A 17,978-nucleotide genomic window follows, 5' to 3' on the forward strand; every position below is an offset into this window, starting at 1 on the left:
AGTGTCGGTAACGAAAGGGCTACGGGCGTGGCGGACAGCGTCTATCCCCTGCTCATGATGCTCGGGGTCGCGATGACGGTCGCCTCCTCGATGCTCGTGCTGAGCGCCCTGCTCGGCAGACCGGACCGTTCGTCGGCGAAGGCCGTCGACATGACGCCCTACGAATGCGGCGCGCGTCCGTTCGAAGCGGTCGAGCGGCACCGGTTCTCGGTGAAGTTCTACCTCGTCGCGATGTTGTTCATCCTCTTCGACATCGAGACCGCGTTCCTCGTCCCGTGGGCGGCGACCTTCCAGAGCTTCACGGGGCAGAAGGTCTTCGTCCTCGTCGAGATGGGCGTCTTTCTCGGCATGCTCGCCGTGGGCTACCTGTACGTCTGGTGGCGCGGCGCGCTGGAGTGGGACTGATCATGGCCGAAGGCTCGGAGGCCATCGGCCGGATGCGGGCGAGCTTCCCCGACGCGGTTCTCGGCGAGGGGGAGTTCCGCGGGCAGTGCTGGGCCGTCGTGAAGGCGGAGCGCCTGCTCGAGGTCGCGAAGTGGCTTCGCGACGATCCGGCCAACGCCTACGACGTGTTGCTCGACGTGACGGCGGTGCATTGGCCGGAGGAGCCGCTGCCGATGCACGTGGTGATCCACCTGCACAGCCGCGAGCGGAACGACCGGCTGCGCCTGAAGGTCCCGACCGGCGACACCGGTCCCGTCCCGTCGCTGACGGGGCTGTGGAGCTCGGCGGACTGGAACGAGCGCGAGTGTTTCGACATGTTCGGGATCGTCTTCGAAGGGCATCCCGACCTGCGCCGGATCCTGATGCCCGACGACTACACCGAATTCCCGCTCCGCAAGGAGCTTCCGCTGTTCCGCGGCTGATCGCGGCGGAGCCGGAGAGGCGATGGCGCAGTCGAAGATCGAGACGTTCGAGTACTCGGCGGACCACCCCGAAATCCTCACCGTCAACATGGGCCCGTCGCACCCCGCGACGCACGGCGTCCTCCGCGTCGTCCTGAAGCTCGACGGGGAGACGGTCGTCCAGGCGGTTCCGCACCTCGGTTATCTGCACCGCGGGATGGAGAAGATCGCCGAGAACCGCACGTACCTGCAGTTCATCCCGTACACCGACCGCATGGACTACCTGAGCCCGCTCGCCGCGAACGTGGGGTTCTGCCTGGCGGTGGAGGAGCTGCTCGGGATCCGCGTTCCCCCGAGGGGCGAGTTCCTCCGGATCCTGTGCGCCGAGCTCGCGCGGATCGGCTCGCACCTGGTGTGGCTGGGCACGCACGCGCTCGACCTGGGCGCGGCGACGATGTTCTTCCACACGTTCAAGGACCGCGAGTGGCACTACGACCTCGTGGAGGACCTCACGGGCGCGCGCCTGACCACCTCGTTCACGCGCGTCGGCGGCGCCGCCCACGACGCCACGCCCGACTGGCTCTCCCGCCTCGACGAGTTCGTGCGGGCCTTCCCCGCGCGCGTGGACGAATACGAGTCGCTGCTCACGAAGAACACGATCTGGGTCGACCGCACGCAGAACGTCGGCGTGATCTCGGCGAAGGACGCGATCGCGCAGGGTCTCACCGGCCCGCGGCTCCGCTCGACCGGCGTCGCCTACGACGTCCGCAAGGCGCGTCCCTACCTCGGCTACGAGAAGTTCGAGTTCGACGTCCCCGTCGGCTCCGCCGGCGACGTCTACGACAGCTACCTCGTCCGCATGGAGGAGATGCGGCAGTCGACGCGCATCCTCCGCCAGGCGATCGACAACATGCCCGACGGCCCGGTCAACGTGGACGACCCGAAGATCTTCCTTCCCGCGAAGAAGAAGGTCCTCACGAGCATGGAGGAGCTGATCCACCAGTTCATGATCGTGACCGAGGGGTTCGAATGCCCCGCGGGCGAGGTCTACCACGCGACCGAGGTCCCCAAGGGCGAGCTCGGCTTCTACATCGTCTCGACGGGCGGGAAGTGCCCCTACCGGCTGCGGATCCGCTCGTCGGCGTTCAACAACCTCTCCGCCCTGGCGCGCATGTCCGAGGGCGAGCTCGTCGCGGACGTCGTCGCGATCATCGGCTCGCTCGACCCGGTCATGGGCGAGGTGGATCGCTGATGTTCTCGAACGTGTTCGAAAGCCGCGTGGACGCGATCGTCGCGCGATACCCCGAGAAGAAGGCGGCGCTGCTTCCCGTGTTGTGGGAGGTCCAGCGCGAGCGCGGGTTCGTCGATCTCGATTCCGAGGAGTGGGTCGCGACGAAGCTCGGGGTGTCGCCGGCGCACGTCCACGGTGTCGTGACCTTCTACACGATGTACAAGCAGAAACCGACGGGGAAATACCACTTCCAGGTCTGCACGACGCTTTCGTGCATGCTGCGCGGCTCGGACGAGCTGATGAAGCACCTCGAGAGGCGCCTGGGCGTGAAGCCCGGCGAGGTCACCGCGGACGGCCGCTATTCGCTCTGCCGCGTGGAGTGCCTGGGCTCGTGCGGCACCGCGCCGATGTTCCAGCTCAACGACGATTACCACGAGAATCTCGACCTCGAGAAGGTGGACGAGATCCTCAAGAGCCTGCCGTAGGCGAAAGGCGCCGGGACACCCACACGATGGAACGCATCCTCACCCGCAACGTCGGCAAGGAGAACTCGACGTCCCTCGCGGTCTACGAGGCCGGCGGCGGCTACCAGGCGCTCCGCAAGGCCGTGAAGACGATGACCCCCGACGCCGTCACCGACGAGGTGAAGAAGTCGGGGTTGCGCGGGCGGGGCGGCGCCGGTTTCGGGACCGGCCTCAAGTGGTCGTTCATGCCGAAGGAGGTCGACCCGCGCCGGCCGCACTTCCTGCTGAACAACGCCGACGAGTCCGAGCCGGGGACCTTCAAGGACCGGCTGCTGATGGAGCGCGACCCCCACCTCGTGATCGAGGGGACGCTGCTCGGCGCGTACGCGATCCGCGCCTGCGTCGCGTACATCTACATCCGCGGCGAATACGTCTTCGGCGCCGGCGTGCTCGAGCGGGCGCTCGACGAGGCGCGCGCGAAGGGGCTCGTCGGGAAGAACATCCTCGGCAGCGGCTGGGACTGCGAGGTCTGGGTGCACCGCGGCGCGGGCGCCTACATCTGCGGCGAGGAGACGGCGCTGATGTCGTCGCTCGAGGGGAACCGCGGCTACCCGCGGCTGAAGCCCCCGTTCCCCGCGCAGGCGGGCGTCTGGGGCTGCCCGACGACGATCAACAACGTCGAGACCCTCGCGAACGTGCCGTTCATCGTGGAGCGCGGCGCCGACTGGTTCCAGTCGATCGGCAAGGCGCCCAGGAACACCGGCCCGAAGCTGTACTGCCTGAGCGGACACGTGAAGCGCCCCGGCGTCTACGAGGCGCCGATGGGGCTGCCGATGATGGAGCTCATCCACGAGCTCGGCGGCGGGATGCTGCGTCCGGAGTTCCCGCTCAAGGCGGTGATCCCCGGCGGCTCGTCGGTTCCGGTGCTGCGCGCCGACGAGTGCGAGGTCGACCTCGACTTCGACTCGCTCGCCGCCAAGGGAACGATGCTCGGCTCCGCGGGGCTCATGGTGATGGACGCCTCGACGTGCATGGTGGCGGCGATGGAGCGGGTCGCCCACTTCTACCACCACGAGTCGTGCGGGCAGTGCACCCCCTGCCGGGAGGGATGCGGCTGGCTCGAGCGGGTGCTCCACCGGATCGAGTCCGGCCGCGGGCTCGCGCAGGACCTCGACCTCCTGATGAGCGTCTCGCGGAACATCATCGGGAACACGATCTGCGCCCTCGGCGACGCCGCCGCGATGCCGTGTTTGTCGTTCGTCGAGAAGTTCCGCGACGAGTTCCGGCACCACATCGACCACAAGAGCTGCCTCGCCGGGACGTCCGCCCTGCAGGGGGTTTGCTGATGCCGAAGGTCGTGATCGACGGCAAGGAGATCGAGGTCGCCGCCGGGACCACGATCCTCCAGGCCGCGCTCTCCGAGGGGAGCGAGATCCCCCACTACTGCTGGCACGAGGGCCTGTCGGTCGCGGGCAACTGCCGCATGTGCCTCGTCGAGGTCGAGAAGGCCCCGAAGCTCGTCATCGGCTGCTACACCCCCGTCGCCGACGGGATGGTCGTGCACACGCAGAGCGAGAAGGTGAAGCAGGCCCGGGCGGCGATGATGGAGTTCTTCCTCATCAACCACCCGCTCGACTGCCCGATCTGCGACCAGGCGGGGGAGTGCAAGCTCCAGGATTACGCCGTGGAGCACGGCACCGGCGTCAGCCGCTACACCGAGCCCAAGCTCGCGCTGAACAAGGCGGTCGACATCGGCCGCCACGTGATGCTCGACCAGGAGCGCTGCATCCAGTGCTCGCGGTGCATCCGGTTCTGCGACGAGATCACGAAGACCGGGGAGCTCGCCTTCTTCCAGCGCGGCGAGCGCAGCCAGATCGGGATCGTGCCGGGGCGACGCCTGGACAACGCGTATTCCGGGAACGTCGTCGACCTGTGTCCCGTCGGCGCGCTCACGCTGAAGGAGTTCCGCTTCCAGACGCGCGTCTGGTACCTGAAGAACACGCCGACCGTGTGCGCGGGGTGCTCCCGCGGCTGCAACGTCGTGGTCGGCGTCGGCCAGCAGCAGACGCTCATGACGACCCGCGGACAGATGGACGATCGCGTGAAGCGGATCGTCGCGCGCTCGAACGAGGCCGTGAACGGACCCTGGATCTGCGACGAGGGGCGCCTGAGCTACCAGCCGGGCGCCGCCGCCAAGCGGCTCGACGCCGCCGAGTCCCCCGCGGGGACGGCGTGCGACTGGGACGCGGCGATCGAGAAGGCCGCCGGCCTGCTGAAGGCCGCGGCGGCGAAGGGGGCGCTCGCGATCGTCGCGTCCCCGCGCCTGACGACCGAGGATCTCTTCGCGTGGCGGAAGCTCGCGCAGGGACTGGGCGGCGCGACCTTCGCCGTCCGGCGCCTCGTGCGCGGCGAGGACGACCGCCTGCTCCTGCGCGCCGACAAGGGCGCGAACGCGACCGGCGCGGAGTGGCTGCTCGGCGACACCGCCGAGTCGGCCGTGCTCGACAAGGCCGCGCGCGGCGAGGTCCAGGCGCTTCTCGTGCTCGGGGACAACCTCGACCCGGCCGACACGCTCGCCCTCGACCCCGGCGTCCGGGCGAGAATCGGCGCCATCGTCTTCGCCGGAGCGTTCGTCTCGGGGACGGCGGAGTCGGCGACGGTGCTCCTCCCCACGACGGCGTGGGCGGAGGAGGACGGCACGATCGTGAACTTCGAGGGACGCATCCAGCGCGTGCGCCGCGCGCGCACGCCGTGGGGCGAATCGCGGCCCGGTTGGAAGGTCGCCGCGGAGCTCGCCCAGGCGGCGGGGGCCGCGATCCTGCCGTGGACCCGCTTCGAGCAGGTCCTCGACGCGCTCGCGGCCGAGGTCGCGCCGTACGCGGGGCTCGACGCCGACGCGATCGGCCTTCTCGGGACGGCCCCGGCTTCGGCCGGGGCGGGGGCTTGACGCACGTGAGCGAAGGGCTTTTCTACTTCCTCGCCACCTTCCTGAAGATCTTCCTGACGATCAACGTGCTGATGCTCGCCGTGTCCCTCATGACCTGGGTCGAGCGGCGGGTGTCGGGGGTGATCCAGTACCGCTGGGGCCCGAACCGGGTCGGTCCGTTCGGCCTGCTCCAGCCGATCGCCGACGGCATCAAGTTCGTCATGAAGCAGGACATCATGCCGGCGGACGCGCACAAGCCGTTCTACGTGCTCGCCCCGGCGTTCGCGCTCGTCCCGGCGTTCGTCTCGTTCAGCGCGATTCCCTTCGGTCCGGAGATCGAGGTCTTCGGCCGCCCCGTGAAGCTGCTGATCGTCGACCTGGACGTGGGCCTGCTGATCTCGTTCGCCGCGGGCTCGCTGGGCGTCTACGGCATCGTCCTCGCGGGCTGGTCGTCGCGCTCGAAGTACTCGCTGATGGGGGGGCTTCGCTCGACGGCGCAGGTGATCTCCTACGAGCTCCCTTTGCTGGTCTCCTTCGCCGCGGTCGTGCTGATCGCGGGGACGCTGCGTCCCTACGACATCATCGAGCAGCAGGCCGGATGGTTCTGGAACTGGAACGTCTTCTACGGAGGCTGGCAGATCGTCGGCTTCCTCGTCTTCGTGATCTCCGGGTTCGCCGAGACCAACCGCCTGCCCTTCGACCTCCCCGAGGCCGAGGCCGAGCTCGTCGCCGGCTACCACACCGAGTACTCCTCCATGAAGTTCGCGATGTTCTTCATGGCCGAATACATCAACATGATCACGATGTCGGCGATGGCGGTGACGCTGTTCCTGGGCGGCTACCACCTGGGCTTCCCGGCGCCGGAGTGGCTGACCGGCTGGCCGCTGTGGCTGCTGCAGGTCGGCGCCTTCGCGACCAAGGTCGCCCTCTTCCAGTTCGTCTTCGTGTGGGTGCGCTGGACGCTGCCGCGGTTCCGCTACGACCAGCTCATGCACCTGGGGTGGAAGCGCCTCATCCCGCTGGCGTTCGCGAACCTCGCCCTCACCGCGGTCCTGGCCGCCTTCGACGTCGTCGGGCGCACGGTCAAGTAGGGGGGCGCGGCGTGATCCTCACCGTCGTCTTCTGGGGACTCGTGGTCGCGGCGATCGCGTCGGCGCTCGTCGTCATCGTCCACCGCAACCCGATCGTCAGCGCGATGGCGCTCGCCGTGAACCTCGTGACGATCGCGTGGCTGTTCGTGCTGCTCGACGCGAAGTTCATGGGCCTGCTCCAGATCATCGTCTACGCCGGCGCGATCATGGTGCTGATCCTGTTCGTGATCATGCTGCTGAACCTCCGCGAGGAGGCGAAGGAGCACCCGATCGGCTCGATCCAGAAATGGCTCGCCCCGGCGGGGGCGATCCTCTTCGGCGGCGCGATCGTGTGGGCGATCCTGAAGCAGGACTACCCGATGCCCGCGATCGCAGCCGACTACGGCACGGCGTTCACCGTGGGGCGGACGTTGTTCGCGAACTTCTATTACCCGTTCGAGGCGATCTCGCTCCTGCTCGTGGCCGCGATGGTGGGAGCGGTGATCCTCGCGAAGAGGAAACTGTAACGATGAACCCGACCGCGATGCTCGTCGTCTCGGCGGTGTTGTTCACGATCGGCGTGTACGGGGTGCTCACCCGGCGCGGCGCGATCACGATCCTCATGTGCGTCGAGCTCATGCTCAACGCGGGGAACCTGGCCTTCCTCACCTTCGCGCGGATGCACGCGGGGGAGGAGGCCCACGTCTACGTCTTCCTGGTGATGACCCTCGCCGCCGCCGAGGCGGCGGTCGGGCTCGCCGTGGTGCTCGCGTTGTGGCGCCTGCGCGAGACGACCGACGTCGACGACATCAACCTCATGAAGTGGTAGCGGGGACGCGATGCTCGAGCTCATCTGGCTGATCCCGCTGCTCCCGATCGTCGGCGTCGCGATCAACGGCCTGTTCGGGAACCGCATGTCCCGCCGCGCCGTCGGGCTCGTCGCGTGCGGCGTCGTGGCGGCGTCGTTCCTCGTCTCGCTCGGCGCCGTCCTCGAGCTCGCGGAGCTTCCCGAGCACGCGCGTTTCTCCGAGACCGAGGTGCTGGGCACCTGGCTTCCCATGGGCCCCCTCGCCGACGGCGGCGAGGCGCTGCGCGTCTCGTGGGGATTCGCCCTCGACGCCCTGTCCGCGGTGATGGTGCTGGTGGTCACCGGCGTCGGATTCCTGATCCACGTCTACGCCACGGGGTACATGGAGCACGAGGACGGGTTCGCCCGCTTCTTCGTCTACATGAACCTCTTCATGGCGATGATGCTGACGCTCGTCCTCGGCAACAACATGCTCGTGACGTTCGTCGGGTGGGAGGGGGTGGGCCTCTGCTCCTACCTCCTGATCGGGTTCTTCTACGACCGGCCGTTCGACGAGCGCACGGGGCTCTCGTGCGCGGACGCCGGGCGGAAGGCGTTCATCGTCAACCGCATCGGCGACTTCTTCTTCATCGTCGGGATGTTGTTCCTGGCGGTGACCTACGGCACGCTGAACTACCGCCCGCTGCTCGAGGCGATCGCCGGGGCCGGGCCGGCGAGTCACGGAATGCTCGTGACCGTCGGGATCCTGCTGTTCCTCGGGGCCTGCGGCAAGTCCGCGCAGATCCCGCTGTACGTGTGGCTCCCGGACGCGATGGCGGGCCCGACGCCGGTCTCCGCGCTGATCCACGCCGCGACGATGGTCACCGCGGGCGTCTACATGGTCACGCGCATGTCGGGGCTGTACGCCCACGCCCCGGAAGCGATGTTCCTCGTCGCCTGCGTGGGCGCGGGGACCGCGATGTTCGCGGCCCTGATGGGCATCGCGGCGACCGACATCAAGAAGGTCCTGGCGTATTCGACCGTCTCCCAGCTCGGATTCATGTTCGCGGCCGCGGGGACCGGGGCGTACGTCGCGGCGATCTTCCACCTGATGACGCACGCCTTCTTCAAGGCCCTGCTCTTCCTCGGGGCGGGATCGGTGATCCACGGCCTGCACGGCGAGCAGGACATCACCCGGATGGGCGGCCTCAAGGAGAAGATGCCGGTGACCTTCCGGACCTTCCTGATCGGCGCGATCGCGATCGCCGGGATCGTCCCGTTCGCCGGGTTCTTCTCGAAGGACGAGATCCTCTGGGGCGCGTGGTCGAGCGGGAACAGGGCCGTCTGGGCGGTGCTCGCGATGACCGCGGGCATTACGGCGTTCTACATGTTCCGACTGGTCTTCCTGACCTTCTACGGGACGTTCCGCGGCGACCGTCACGCGTGGGACCACGCGCACGAGTCGCCGAAGTCGATGACGGTTCCGCTGATGGTCCTGGCGCTGCTCTCCTTCGTCGGCGGCTGGATCGGGATCCCCAAGGCGCTGACCGGGGTCGACGTCAACGTCTTCCATCACTGGCTCGGCCCGGCGGTCGTCGCCCCGCACGCCGCGGAGGGGGCGCACCATTCGACCCTGCTCGAGCTGTCGCTCATGGGCGCGGCCCTCGCGATCGCGGGTGCGGGGATCGGGTTCGCCTGGCACGTCTACCGCCGGAGCGAAGGGCTCGCCGACGCTCTCGCGAAGGGCTTCGGCCCGGCGTACACCCTCGTCCGCAACCTGTTCTGGGTGGACGAGCTCTACGAGGCCTGGATCCTCAAGCCCTTCTACCGCGTGAGCCGCTGGTTCACGGGATTCGACAAGTGGGTCGTGGACGGACTCGTGAACGCCTCGGGGATCGTCACGGAGATCACGGGGCAGATCGTCAAGCTCTTCCAGACCGGGTACGTCCGCAACTACGCGCTGGCGATCCTCATCGGCGCGATCGCGGTCGTCTACTTCTTCGTGACGCTGTGAGCCGGACGGAGACGCGATGGAACTGACCTTCAATTGGGTCCTGGTCGCTCCGGTCGCCGTCCCGGCGATCTTCGCGCTCCTCGTCCTGCTGATGTCCCCGTTTTTCCGCGGAGCCAGCAGCCTGCTCGGCTGGACCACCGTCGCGGGACTCGCCGTGACGCTCTTCGCGACCGTGCACCTGTGGGACGACGCCGCGACCTCGGACCTCTCGACGGCCGCTGGACTCCTGCACCTCGACCCCTTCGGCCTGGCCTTCAGCACGATCGTGATCGTGGTGGCGATGCTCAGCGCCCTCGTCTCCGTGCGGTTCCTCGAGCGGGAGGACGCCGACCACGGCGAGTTCTACGCGCTGTTCCTGATCACCGTGACCGGGATGTTGATGATGCTCAACACCCGGCACCTGATGATGATCCTCGTCGGCCTCGAGGTCTTCTCGGTCTCGCTGTACGCCCTGTGCGGGCTGACCCGCTCGCGCGTCCGCTCGATCGAGGCGGCGCTGAAGTACTTCCTGCTCGGCGCGTTCTCGTCCGGCTTCCTCGTCTACGGACTCGCGCTGATCTACGGCGCGGCCGGCTCGCTGGACCTCGCGCGGGTCGGCGAGACGGTGGCCGCCGGACCCACGCCGCTCCTCTGGATGGGGCTCGCGCTCACCTTCGTCGCCTTCGCCTTCAAGATCGCCGTCGTCCCGTTCCATCACTGGGTCCCGGACGTCTACCAGGGCGCCCCCACCAACGTCACCGGCTTCATGGCCGCGGCGACCAAGACCGTCGCCTTCGCCGCGCTCCTGCGCCTGCTCCTCGGGTCCTTCGGCGGGGAGACCGCGAGGTGGGCACCGATGATCGGGGCCTTCGCGATGTTGACGATGACCGTGGCGAACCTCGTCGCCCTCGCCCAGACCAACGTGAAGCGCCTGCTGGCCTTCTCGTCGATCTCCCATGCGGGGTACCTGCTGATCGCCGTCGTCTGCGACCGCATCGCCGGTGTGCAGGCGATCACGTTCTACCTGATCACTTACGGGTTCATGACCGTCGGCGCCTTCGCGGTCGCGGCGGCGGTGGGGCGCGGCGACGCCGACAAGGAGACGGGGTACGACCTGGCCTCCTGGCGGGGGCTCGCCTCGCGCCGGCCGTACCTCGCCGCGGCGATGACGGTGTTCCTCGTCTCGATGGCGGGGATCCCCCCCACGGGCGGGTTCCTCGGGAAGTACCTCATCTTCCAGGCCGCCATCGAATCGAAGCTCTACACCCTCGCGATCGTCGGCGCGCTGAACGCGGTGATCGCGGCCTACTACTACCTCCGCATCGTGATCGCGATGTACATGCAGCAGCCCGACGAGGAGCCCGCTCCGTCGGCCTGGCTCGGACCCGAGACGACGATCGCCCTGGCGGTGGCCGTTTTCGCGGTGATGGCGCTCGGTCTCGTGCCGGCCCCGATCCTCACGGCGACGAAGGCGCTCGCGAGTTATCTTTCCTGACGTGACGTCCCCCCGACCCGACCTCGTCCGACTCGGACTGTTCGTCGCCGACTCCTTCGAGTTGTTCCGCACCCTCGCGTCCGAGCTCCGAGCCGCCGGCTTCGTCGCCGACGCGGACGCGGTCGCCGAGGCGCTGCGCGCCCGCGAGGCGGTGCATTCGACGGCGATCGGCGACGGCCTCGCCATGCCGCACGCCCGCACGGCGGCCGCGACGGAGCCGAGATTCGTGGCGGCGCGTCTGGGCAGGGCGCTCGACCTCGGGGCCGCCGACGGCGTTCCGGTGGACCTCGTCTTCCTGCTCGTCAGCCCCCCGTCCGACCCGGGGGCGCACGTGAAGCAGCTCGCGCTCCTCGCGCGCCGGCTTCAGGCTCCCGAGGTCGTCGAGGCGTTGCGGCGGGCCCCCGACGAAGCGAGCTTCCGAAGGGCGCTCGAGGGCGCGAAGGCGGTGGCGTAGGCCTTCATCCCTCGACGATCCCCGGCGTCAGCTCCGTGAATCCGGTGACCCGCTCGACCAGCCGCTCCGCGCCGGCACCCCACGCCAGCAGCGGGGCGGGGTTGCGCGTGTGCCGGTCGTGATGCGCCTCCTCGAGATTGCCGTGATCGCTCACGACGGCGACGCGATGACGGGCGAGATCGACGCCTTCGATGCAGGCGTCCACGAGCGTTTCGACGCGGCGGGCCTGGTCGAACCGCTGATCGCGCGTGCCGCGGTGCGCCGCGAGGTCGGTGAGGAAGTACTCGTAGAGGACGAAGTCGTGTTCGTCGAGGAGCGACGCGAGCACCCACGCCGCCGCACGCGCGTCGCGACGCTTCGAAGGGATCCCTCGCGCCTCCAGCCACTCGCCGGTGTAGTCGTGGGGGAGTGCCGCGTCGCGCGCCTCGTCGTCCTCGAGGGTTCGAAGCCGCTCCCCGGAGGCCATCACGACGCGCGTCGTTGCGCCGAACCGCCTCCGTTTCGCCTCGAAGTAGGCGCGGGGGTACGCGTTGGCGAACGCCGGCCGCGCCCCCGTGCGCACGAGCTTCAGGAACAACGACTCCCGCTCGATCAACGGCCAGAGGCTCGGGCCGGGAAGCCCCGTCTGGTGCCGGCCGATCTCGGCCGCCGCATTGACCCCCGTGAACAACGTGGTCTGGCCGGTCGCGGACTGCGGCAAACCGGGAACGCCGAGGGTCGCGTCGAGCGGGCGGAATGCGGCACCGTCGACCGGCTCCCGTCCCGCCAGCGGCGCGAGACGCCGGATCCCGTCGGCGGCGAACGGATTCGTCTCCGGGTCGTCCCTGCCGACGCCGATGCCGTCGAGGAAGAGGAGGAGCGTGGCCATCGCGCTACGCGGCGAGCAGGAGGAGACCGCGGAGACTCCACGCGGCCTCGCTCGCCGATTCCCTCCAGGCCGCCGCGGTCAGGGGCAGGCGACTCCCGATGCCGCGATCTCCCCGTCGCGACTCCCGACCTGCTTCGCCGCACCGGAGTCGTAGCTCCCGGACGAACCTCCGAACGACGCCCGCACCAGGTACCAGAATCCCCCCGGCGCGGGCGCATTCCCGTCCGTGAACGAGGTCGAGGTCGTGTCGTTGGCGAGGCAGGTGCCGGTCGCCAAGACGAAGTCCCCGCCCGTCGAGCGCAGGGTCGCAAGATCGCCGCGCACGAGGTCGTAGCCCACCGCCGCCGGCGCGACGAACCAGGTGAGCCGATCCTTCGCGCCCGTCCCTCCGGCGAACAACGTCACCCGCGCCCCTGCGGGTCCGTCCGAGCAGCCGCAATACGCCTCCCCGTTGTCCCCGGGCCAGACGAGAAGGCGTGACCCCGCGGCGACGACGTCCCGATTCTGGGCGAGCCACGGTGCCTGCGGGCTCTTGGCGATGGGGGTCCATCGGTCGAGGCCGGGGTCGTAGGAGGCGTTCCCATCGCCGATGGAGCCGATCGAATAGGCACGATCACAAGCCCACTCGATCCCGCGTGGAGGGGAAGTCGTCGCGGGCTCGCCGACCTCGGTCATGGGGGTCCACGCGTCCGCGAGTGCGTCGTACGCGAACCCGCGCCAACGATTGGAGGAAGATTCCCCGAAAACGAACATCCGGAGACCCGACCACGCCGCATCGAGCGAAGCGATCTGCTGGTTGAGGGGGGCGATCGGCGACCAAGCGTTCGCCGAGGGGTCGAATCGCGCGCCCGTGTTCGGGAACCCCCCGTCGAAGCCCCCCCAGACCAGCATCGACGAGCCGGTCCAGGCGCTCGCATGGAGGGCACGGGGCGACGGAGCTCCGCTTCCCGGAAGCGGGTTCCACGTGCCGGCCGCGGGGTCGTAGCTCCAGCCGTCGCCGAAGTACGTCGGAGTGCCGGACGTCGAATCCCGGCCGCCGAACAGGAGCATCCTCGATCCGCTCCAGACCGCGCGGTGATCCATACGTGCGGGAACCGACGGCGTGGAGGGGATCGGCGTCCAGACGTTTGAAGCGACCGCGTACACGCCCCCCGTGTCGAGCGGAACGCCGAATGCGGTACTCCCTCCCCAGACGATCATCGCCGTGCCGGTCCATACCGCCGAATGCAGGGTGCGGGGCGCCGCGGGCTCGTTCGTGAGGGACATCGGCGTCCACGCGTCGAGCGCGGGATCGTAGCGCCCCCCTGCGCCGAGCTCGTGCCCGCCCGTGAGATTGCCTCCCCAGATCAGGAGCTCGCTTCCACTCCAGACGGCGCTGTGCGCAACCCTGGGGAGCGGGCGGTTCGAAGGGTGCGTCGGGATCCACGTGTCGGTTGCGGGGCGATACCGCGCGCCTGTGTCGAGCGTGTCGCTTCCGTCCTGCCCTCCCCAGACGATCGCTTCCGTTCCGCTCCAGACGAGCGTGTGCGTCACGCGCGGCGTCGGCGAGCCCGCGACGGAGAGCGGGAACCAGCGGTTCGACGCGTCGTCGTAACGCGCGCCGCCGGCCGCGAAGTCTTCGCCCTCCGTGTAGCCGCCGAAGACGATCATGTCGGTCCCGGTCCAGACTGCGGGAGCTCCGTGGCGGGCGGGAGGAGCGTTGGTCGTCATGCGCGACCAGCTGTTGGCCGCGGGGTCGTACTTCGCACCGTCGTTCAGGACCTCGCAGACGCCGGTATCCGCGTCGCAGTCGATCCCCGCCCAGACGATCATCCGGGAACCCGTCCAGACGCTCGTCGCGGCCACGCGCGGCGAAGGCGCGTTCTGCGTCGCCATCGTCGCCCATGTGTCTGCGACGGGGTCGTACCTCCCGCCCGTGTCGGTTCCCACCCTGTTCTGCGGCGTCGTGTCGCCGCCGAAGACGACCATCCGGCTTCCGGTCCACGTGGCGGCGTGGAACGAGCGGGCCGAGGGGGCACCGAGGGTCGAGGTGGGGGCCCACGTGTCCGTGGCGAGATCCCAACGGAGTCCCGTTTGGACGGGTTGGAACGTGACTCGGTCGAGACCCCCCCAGACGAGGACCCCGGAGCCCGTCCAGACGACGCTCGCACCGCTCCGTCCGTTGGCGCCGGCGGGGGCGCTACCCGACGACCAGGTGTCGGTCGTCGGGTCGTAGAAGACGTTCGGGGGGAACGAGGTCGAACTTCCGCCGCCGACGACGAGCAGGCGCGAACCGGTCCAGAAGGCGGAAGCGTCGCCTCGGGGCGCGGGTTCCCCGAGCGTGCTCATCGGGGTCCAGGCGTCCGTGGCCGGATCGTACCGGAAGCCTCCGGGACGATCTCCCCAGATCAGCATCTCCGATCCGGTCCAGACGGCCACGTGTCCGGCCCGCCGCGTCGGGAAGTCGCGCAACATCGCCGACCAGGTGCCCGGAGTGCACGCCGCCTCCCCGATCTCCGGAATCGAGTGCCCGACGACAGGGGGCGGCGGCTCGTCGGCGACGTTCCGCGCGCGCTCGGCCCACCAGCGGTCGAAGTCGGGGGTTTCCGAGGCTGCGTACGCCCGAAGGAGCCGATCCGCGAGCAGCGGCCGGACGACGACGTCGCCGAAGGCGTCGGCGTCGTTGCCGAGGGCGGCGAGGATCTCCCGCAGTCTCGCGGGATCCTGCGTGGATCTCGCGATCCGGCCGATTTCGGCCTGGATCTCGACGGCGGCGATCGTGCGCCCGAACAGCCGCTCGAGCACGAGGACCTTCCTGTCGCCGTCGAGCAGCCGTTCGCGCAGGCTCGCGGCGGGCAGCACCCCCTCGAGCGGCGGCTTCGGGCCGGAGTTCTCCGCGGGCCAGATCCGGTGCCGCCAGTAGACCTCCTCGATCGCCCGCTGCGCCTCGACGCGCGTTTCGAACGAGGGTCCCTCCGCCGCGGCGATCGCGGCGGCGATCGCGATCGAGATGAGCATGGCGCCTCCCCCGTGCTCGTCGCCGTCGAAGGGCGACACCCATGCGGGAGGTTTACGCCGTTCGGTGTCTTCTGTAAAGGGGGAAGCCCCGACACCCGGAGCGCGCGGCTACCTCCTGGCCCAGCTCGCCTGGAACGGCCTCGAGACCTGCGAGACGAGCTCATCGACGAGCCCGCCGTACGCCTCGTCGGGGTTCCCCGCGTCGAAGGCGAAGTTCTTCCCGCCCCACACGCTCACGTGCCCCACCGACTGGCTGGAGCGACCCGAGCGGTTCCACAACGCGGCCCCGGTCTCGGTCTCGTAGAGCTGGACGTTGAGGGTCGCGTCCACGGTGGCGGTCACGGAGCCGGAGCGGAACAACGCGTCCACGCTCACGTTGGGCTTCACGTTCGACACGACGAGATCGCCGACGATCAGCGACTTCAGCCCGTGCTTCGCGCCGATCGCCTTGACCGCCTCGGGATCGAGCGACGTGCGCCCGACCGAGCGAAGGACCTCGGCGGCGGTGCCGAGCTCGACGATCTTCACGAGTCCCTGGTCGCGTCGCGCCGCCTCGGTGAACCGGCGCGTCGCCATCGGGCCGAGTTCTCCCTTCGCCGCGGAGTCGAACCGGATGACCCCGATCGTCTCGTGCGGGTGAAGGTCGATCTGCGGGGGAACGAGGACCGGCGCGGGGCGCGCGGCCCCTCCACCACAGCCCCAGCTCAGGGCGACGAGGACGAGCAACGACGCGGCGAGGGCGAAGCGACGCATGGGATCCTCCTGCGCCGGAAGTTGGGTCCGGGGGAGAGGATGCGCAAATCCGGGGCGGTTGCATTCCTGCAATCGACGGTCGCGTCCCCTTGGGCCGGGTGTTACCTTTCCTTTTGCCATGCGCCATGGGGGCGAACATGGATTCGACGGAAAGGCAGAGGCGGGAGTAGCACGCCGAGGGTCACCTCCTCGTTAATCCGGTGAACCTAAAGTAGCTGGCAACTCCAACTACGCCCTCGCGGCTTAACTGACCGCGACGTTCCTCCGGTAGCCCGGCCCGAGGCGACCGGAAGGAACGACGCAAATTCGGGCTGGATATCGGCGGTACGCCCGTAGCGCCGGATCGAGACAAACGGGCTGGCCGGAACCAGGTTTGCCACTGAGCTCGGAACCGGCGAGATAAAAGACCAGTCGGCTAAGCGTGTAGAAGCTTCCGTACGAACCTTTTCGGACGCGGGTTCGATTCCCGCCGCCTCCACCATCCATGGCGCCGCTCCGGTCGCGCGGATCGGAGGCTCCGCTTTCGTTTCTTCGCTCCCCATGACATCCTCCGCCGATGGTCGTATGCGCGGTCTGTGGGGAGCGAGCGCCCGACGGAAGCCGATTCTGCCCGAAGTGCGGCGGCGCGCTCGAACTGGGATCCGTCGATCCGACGCGCACCTCGTTCCCGCGCGTCGAGCCGGAGCGGGCAGCATCGACGTCGTTCGACGAGGGACGGTTCCTCCCCGGCACGGTCGTCGCGGAGCGATACCGGATCCATGGGCTGCTCGGGCGCGGTGGCATGGGGGAGGTCTACCGGGCGGATGACCTGAAGCTCGGGCAGAGCGTGGCCCTCAAGTTCCTGCCGCGCGATGTCGAGCGCGACGGGGCACGGCGGGCGCGCTTCCTCGACGAGGTCAAGATCGCACGGCAGATCTCCCATCCGAACGTCTGCCGCGTCTACGACGTCGGCGACGTCGACGGGCGCCACTTCCTCTCGATGGAGTACGTCGACGGCGAGGATCTCGCCGGGCTGCTCCGGCGCATCGGACACCTACCGAAAGACAAGGCGGTGCAGATCGCCCGGCAGCTCTGCGCGGGACTTGCAGCGGCGCACGAGCAGGGAGTGCTGCATCGCGACCTGAAGCCGGCAAACGTCATGATCGACGGGCGGGGCCGCGCGAAGGTCACCGACTTCGGCCTGGCCGTGCTCGGCGAAGGAGGTGGCCAGGAACGAGGCGCCGGGACGCCGGCCTATATGGCGCCGGAGCAGCTCGCGGGCGGCTCGGCCACGGTCAAGAGCGACCTGTACGCGCTCGGGCTGGTCCTGTACGAGCTCTTCACGGGGCATCGTCCCTTCACCGCGTCGTCCGCCCAGGAGCTGGCGCGGCTGCAGCGGGAATCGATGCCGACGAACCCCTCGGTGCATATAGAGGGGTTCGTTCCTGCCGTCGAGCGAGTGATCCTGAGATGTCTGCGCCGGGATCCGGACGAGCGTCTATCGAACGCGCTTCAGGTGGCTGCGGCCCTGCCGGGAGGCGATCCGCTCGCCGCGGCGCTCGCGGCGGGGGAGACGCCGTCGCCCGAGATGATCGCCGCGGCCGGCGCGGAAGGCGCGCTGTCGCCGGCGAAGGCATGGGTGATGTTCGGGGCGACCGTCGTGCTCGTCCTCGGATGCCTCGGCCTCGCCCGATTCACGATGGATCAGGGCTTGGCACCCTTTCCAAAGAGCCCGGATGCGCTCGAGGATCGAGCGAGGGAGCTGATCCGGTCGTTCGGATACACGGACGAGCCCGCGGACGCGGCGTCGTGGTGGGTGCGTCGAAGCGGCTATCTGGCCTATCGAGCCGCGCGCGAGCCATCGACGACCTGGTGGCCGAGCCTTGCAGGGAGCGATCTGCACCCCTGGGTGTTCTGGTACAGGCAGAGTCCACGGCTGCTCATCGCCGAGAACCCGTTTGGCGATCCTCCGATACGCTCGAACGATCCGCCGATGGAACTTTCGGGCATGGTGAGTATCGCGATGGACGCCAGGGGCAATCTGTTGCGCCTGCGCGCCGTCCCTCCGCACACGGAAACGCAAGGTGCGCCGGAGACACCGGACTGGAAGCCGCTG

16 protein-coding genes and 1 other RNA gene are annotated in these 17,978 nt (G+C 69.1%); 14 read left to right on the forward strand and 3 right to left on the reverse strand.

The features are described 5' to 3' along the window. Window positions 1-27: 27 nt before the first annotated feature. The 12 genes from VF139_00090 to VF139_00145 are packed head-to-tail and all read left to right on the forward strand — an operon-like array spanning window position 28 to window position 11,265. Window positions 28-405 (forward strand): NADH-quinone oxidoreductase subunit A, encoded by a 378-nt coding sequence (locus tag VF139_00090; protein HEX6849774.1) that lies wholly within the window; start codon window positions 28-30, stop codon window positions 403-405. Between the two features lie 2 nt (window positions 406-407). Then, window positions 408-866, forward strand: a complete 459-nt coding sequence (locus VF139_00095) for an NADH-quinone oxidoreductase subunit C (protein ID HEX6849775.1) — start codon at window positions 408-410, stop codon at window positions 864-866. Window positions 867-888: 22 nt separating this feature from the next. Then, window positions 889-2,097 (forward strand): NADH dehydrogenase (quinone) subunit D, encoded by a 1,209-nt coding sequence (nuoD, locus tag VF139_00100; GenBank protein ID HEX6849776.1) that lies wholly within the window; start codon window positions 889-891, stop codon window positions 2,095-2,097. Beyond that, window positions 2,097-2,561 carry an NAD(P)H-dependent oxidoreductase subunit E gene (locus VF139_00105; protein HEX6849777.1) on the forward strand — a complete coding sequence of 155 codons (465 nt, stop codon included), beginning with the start codon at window positions 2,097-2,099 and terminating at the stop codon, window positions 2,559-2,561. Before nuoD ends, VF139_00105 begins: the two co-directional genes overlap by 1 nt. A gap of 26 nt (window positions 2,562-2,587) precedes the next feature. After that, entirely contained in the window at window positions 2,588-3,886 is a 1,299-nt protein-coding gene (gene nuoF, locus VF139_00110) for an NADH-quinone oxidoreductase subunit NuoF (protein HEX6849778.1), read from the forward strand. Next, window positions 3,886-5,487 carry a 2Fe-2S iron-sulfur cluster-binding protein gene (locus tag VF139_00115; GenBank protein HEX6849779.1) on the forward strand — a complete coding sequence of 534 codons (1,602 nt, stop codon included), beginning with the start codon at window positions 3,886-3,888 and terminating at the stop codon, window positions 5,485-5,487. The genes nuoF and VF139_00115 overlap by 1 nt, the downstream gene beginning before the upstream one ends. Window positions 5,488-5,492: 5 nt before the next feature. Further along, window positions 5,493-6,557, forward strand: a complete 1,065-nt coding sequence (nuoH, locus tag VF139_00120) for an NADH-quinone oxidoreductase subunit NuoH (GenBank protein HEX6849780.1) — start codon at window positions 5,493-5,495, stop codon at window positions 6,555-6,557. An 11-nt stretch (window positions 6,558-6,568) separates the two neighbouring features. After that, window positions 6,569-7,063, forward strand: coding sequence for an NADH-quinone oxidoreductase subunit J (locus tag VF139_00125; GenBank protein HEX6849781.1), 495 nt, complete (start codon window positions 6,569-6,571; stop codon window positions 7,061-7,063). Window positions 7,064-7,065: 2 nt separating this feature from the next. Next, window positions 7,066-7,365, forward strand: coding sequence for an NADH-quinone oxidoreductase subunit NuoK (nuoK, locus tag VF139_00130; protein HEX6849782.1), 300 nt, complete (start codon window positions 7,066-7,068; stop codon window positions 7,363-7,365). Window positions 7,366-7,375: 10 nt separating this feature from the next. Next, window positions 7,376-9,337, forward strand: coding sequence for an NADH-quinone oxidoreductase subunit L (gene nuoL / locus VF139_00135; protein HEX6849783.1), 1,962 nt, complete (start codon window positions 7,376-7,378; stop codon window positions 9,335-9,337). A 16-nt stretch (window positions 9,338-9,353) separates the two neighbouring features. Then, window positions 9,354-10,811, forward strand: coding sequence for an NADH-quinone oxidoreductase subunit N (locus VF139_00140; protein HEX6849784.1), 1,458 nt, complete (start codon window positions 9,354-9,356; stop codon window positions 10,809-10,811). A 1-nt stretch (window position 10,812) separates the two neighbouring features. Further along, window positions 10,813-11,265, forward strand: a complete 453-nt coding sequence (locus VF139_00145; GenBank protein HEX6849785.1) for a PTS sugar transporter subunit IIA — start codon at window positions 10,813-10,815, stop codon at window positions 11,263-11,265. A gap of 4 nt (window positions 11,266-11,269) precedes the next feature. Here the strand turns inward: VF139_00145 and VF139_00150 are convergent, their stop codons facing one another. The 3 genes from VF139_00150 to VF139_00160 form a co-directional block, all read right to left on the reverse strand. Then, window positions 11,270-12,133, reverse strand: a complete 864-nt coding sequence (locus VF139_00150) for a hypothetical protein (GenBank protein HEX6849786.1) — start codon at window positions 12,131-12,133, stop codon at window positions 11,270-11,272. Window positions 12,134-12,211: 78 nt separating this feature from the next. Next, window positions 12,212-15,130 (reverse strand): kelch repeat-containing protein, encoded by a 2,919-nt coding sequence (locus VF139_00155; protein HEX6849787.1) that lies wholly within the window; start codon window positions 15,128-15,130, stop codon window positions 12,212-12,214. Window positions 15,131-15,238: 108 nt separating this feature from the next. Further along, window positions 15,239-15,883: a hypothetical protein gene (locus VF139_00160; GenBank protein ID HEX6849788.1), complete on the reverse strand. Its 645-nt coding sequence runs from the start codon at window positions 15,881-15,883 to the stop codon at window positions 15,239-15,241. 127 nt (window positions 15,884-16,010) lie between these two features. Here VF139_00160 and ssrA point away from each other — a divergent pair. Beyond that, window positions 16,011-16,364, forward strand: a transfer-messenger RNA (tmRNA) gene (gene ssrA, locus VF139_00165). Window positions 16,365-16,439: 75 nt separating this feature from the next. Continuing rightward, on the forward strand, window positions 16,440-17,978 hold a 1,539-nt coding region (locus tag VF139_00170; GenBank protein ID HEX6849789.1), incomplete at its 3' end, for a serine/threonine-protein kinase.

Source organism: Candidatus Polarisedimenticolaceae bacterium, from assembly GCA_036376135.1.
GTDB lineage: Bacteria > Acidobacteriota > Polarisedimenticolia > Polarisedimenticolales > DASRJG01 > DASVAW01.

Excerpts from the sequence above, each read along its gene's own strand:
- VF139_00115 (HEX6849779.1), top strand. The coding sequence starts at position 3,886 with ATGCCGAAGGTCGTGATCGACGGCAAGGAGATCGAGGTCGCCGCCGGG.
- VF139_00150 (HEX6849786.1), bottom strand. The coding sequence starts at position 12,133 with ATGGCCACGCTCCTCCTCTTCCTCGACGGCATCGGCGTCGGCAGGGAC.
- VF139_00160 (HEX6849788.1), bottom strand. The coding sequence starts at position 15,883 with ATGCGTCGCTTCGCCCTCGCCGCGTCGTTGCTCGTCCTCGTCGCCCTG.
- nuoK (HEX6849782.1), top strand. The coding sequence starts at position 7,066 with ATGAACCCGACCGCGATGCTCGTCGTCTCGGCGGTGTTGTTCACGATC.
- VF139_00105 (HEX6849777.1), top strand. The coding sequence starts at position 2,097 with ATGTTCTCGAACGTGTTCGAAAGCCGCGTGGACGCGATCGTCGCGCGA.
- VF139_00155 (HEX6849787.1), bottom strand. The coding sequence starts at position 15,130 with ATGCTCATCTCGATCGCGATCGCCGCCGCGATCGCCGCGGCGGAGGGA.
- VF139_00140 (HEX6849784.1), top strand. The coding sequence starts at position 9,354 with ATGGAACTGACCTTCAATTGGGTCCTGGTCGCTCCGGTCGCCGTCCCG.
- nuoL (HEX6849783.1), top strand. The coding sequence starts at position 7,376 with ATGCTCGAGCTCATCTGGCTGATCCCGCTGCTCCCGATCGTCGGCGTC.
- nuoF (HEX6849778.1), top strand. The coding sequence starts at position 2,588 with ATGGAACGCATCCTCACCCGCAACGTCGGCAAGGAGAACTCGACGTCC.
- VF139_00095 (HEX6849775.1), top strand. The coding sequence starts at position 408 with ATGGCCGAAGGCTCGGAGGCCATCGGCCGGATGCGGGCGAGCTTCCCC.
- nuoD (HEX6849776.1), top strand. The coding sequence starts at position 889 with ATGGCGCAGTCGAAGATCGAGACGTTCGAGTACTCGGCGGACCACCCC.